The sequence below is a fragment of the Enterococcus sp. 3H8_DIV0648 genome, from assembly GCF_002140655.1.
Lineage (GTDB): Bacteria > Bacillota > Bacilli > Lactobacillales > Enterococcaceae > Enterococcus_A > Enterococcus_A hulanensis.
Window position 1 is genome coordinate 3290694 of sequence record NZ_NGLG01000001.1, and the last position, 2173, is coordinate 3292866.

The 2173-nt window shown below is 32.7% G+C and carries 2 protein-coding genes and 1 pseudogene; 1 reads left to right on the plus strand and 2 read right to left on the minus strand.

Features of this window, described 5'->3' with window-relative positions:
• Positions 1 to 823 (minus strand): annotated as a pseudogene (locus tag A5875_RS23730) (NDP-sugar synthase); the annotation flags it as partial.
• A 23-nt stretch (positions 824 to 846) separates the two neighbouring features.
• Complete coding sequence (locus A5875_RS15185; RefSeq protein WP_088934364.1) at positions 847 to 1590, minus strand: SIS domain-containing protein; 744 nt, start codon at positions 1588 to 1590, stop codon at positions 847 to 849.
• 123 nt (positions 1591 to 1713) lie between these two features.
• On the opposite strand from A5875_RS15185, the gene A5875_RS15190 reads away from it, so the two are divergent.
• Positions 1714 to 2173, plus strand: a 460-nt coding sequence (locus A5875_RS15190; protein WP_141108349.1) for a ChbG/HpnK family deacetylase, incomplete at its 3' end; no start/stop codon positions are given.

Genomic DNA, 2173 nt, shown 5'->3' on the forward strand with positions numbered 1-2173 from the left:
TACCTATGGTAGTGTTAGAACCAATTTTTACATAGCCATTTTTTCTAACTGAAGGGTCTATACTAGAATTGGTACCAATTTCATCCTTTTTTAAGTTTTGACATAATTGAGATACATAAAATTCATTGGCATTTAGTAAATCCCAAGGGAAAGTTAACTGAAATACTTCATCAGTATTTTCGACTATATGTATTCTCTTATTTAATAAACTTTGATTCAAACCATTTTCCAAGAAGAATTCTTGTGGAGGCATAGCGCCAGAGTTGTTCTTGTCAAAACCTATGTCACTTTTTAAGGCATTAGTAAAGGTTTCTGATTCGAGAAGATAGAGTCCTGTAACAAGATGGGTTACATAATGTTCTCGAGGGTGACCGAAGAAACATTCAACTAAGTTATTAGTAACTTTAGCACAGATATGATTAGTTGAAGCATCTACTTTTTTTGTAAAAAATGCTTTATTTCTATGCGCCGAGGATAAAAAAATTTCAAAATCATTATCTGTGATAACGCTTCCAGCATTATATATAAGTACTTCTGTATCCAAAATAGCTACCATGGATTCATAAGCAGTTTTTAAATTGTTGGAGGGATCAACATCAATATAGTTTAGAGCTGTGTAGTTTTTCAAAATTGATTTTACTTGATCTTTTCTATAGCCTACTACGACGTAAATGTCCTTTTCTTTACAGTTGTTTTTGATAAGCTGTTCTATGATTCTTAGTATATTTGGCTTATTAACTATTGGCAAACATGTTTTTTGCCAATGAAAATCAAATGGGAACATTTTTTGACTGTATTCATTACAAAGAACTATCGTTTTCATAAGTTTCACGCCCTAACTTCTTTCTATTTCCAATATCCATAATATTTATCGAAGAGCATATTGTTATATTCATCTGCTCCATCCATATTAGAACTTTTGAAAATAGGAACATCTATGCCTCTTTCGGCAAGCTTAGCTACTGTTGAGACAATTAAAGTTTGAGCTATACCAATCCCTGTATAGTCCGAAGTAGGACCAAGATCAGCGTCTAATCCATCTATTCTATAAGCCGCATCACCAATTGGAGCAAAGCTATCAATTACTACATCTGCAATTTCATACATAAGTTTTCCAGAAGAGTGTCTCGAAGTTACGTGTTTTGAATGTGCTAAAGATGTTAAAGCAATGACTTTGGTCCCTCTCTTTTTAGCTTCTAAACACATTTCTACAGGGACATTATTTCGTCCTGAATTAGAAATAACCATTAGAGTGTCATTTTTATTTACTTTATATAAATCTAAAATACTTTTTGAATAGCCATCTAATCTTTCTAGATAAGTACTTTTATTTGGCATTTCGTGTAGCATCAATTCAGGGGGTAATATAGCTTTAACAAAAGCTAAACCGCCTGCTCTTATATATATTTCCTCCGCTACCATATGAGAATGACCTGACCCAAATACATAGAAACGCCCTCCATTTTCACAAGAGTTTGCTACTAATTCCGCTGCGGCATCTACTGAATCTACTTCGTTTTCAGTGACCATGGACCAAATTTTCGTTAAATAATCAAAATATTTAATTGTGACATCTTTACAATTTTTCATGCTACATTCTCCTCGTTCTTTTTTTATCAAATGGCCTCTTGACACTACATAGTATAACTGCTATTTTTATACTTGTCAATACAAGTTGTAAATATAAGTTGTCAGTACATAGGAGGGGGATTCATGAAAGTATTATTTAGAATTGATGATCTAGGATTGTCGTTAGGAATTAATAGAGCAATTATGCAATCAATAGATTTTCAGCTAGTCAAGAATATTGGAATAATAGTCAATTTGCCTTATTCTAAAGAAGGATTAGAATTTGCTAAACACCATAATAAGTTGTGTTTTGGCTTACATGTTAATTTGGTTCTAGGTAGACCTTGCAGTGAGGTAGCTGAGAATTCGAGTTTAATACATTCTGGAATGGGCAACTTTATATCTTCAAGTACTAGAAGAATCGAATTAAACAGTGAAAAAGATTTATTCGACTGTGACGATACTTATAATGAAGTGAAAGCTCAAATTGAAAAGTTTATACACACAACTGGTAGAAAGCCAGATTACATTGATCAGCATGCTGTTAGTACTCCAACGACAAATAAAGTCGTTAAGTGCTTAGCTATTGAGTATCAAATACCAT

What these genes read in the sequence shown, in the direction of transcription:
- A5875_RS15185 (WP_088934364.1), bottom strand. Translation starts at nt 1,590, where the DNA reads ATGAAAAATTGTAAAGATGTCACAATTAAATATTTTGATTATTTAACG.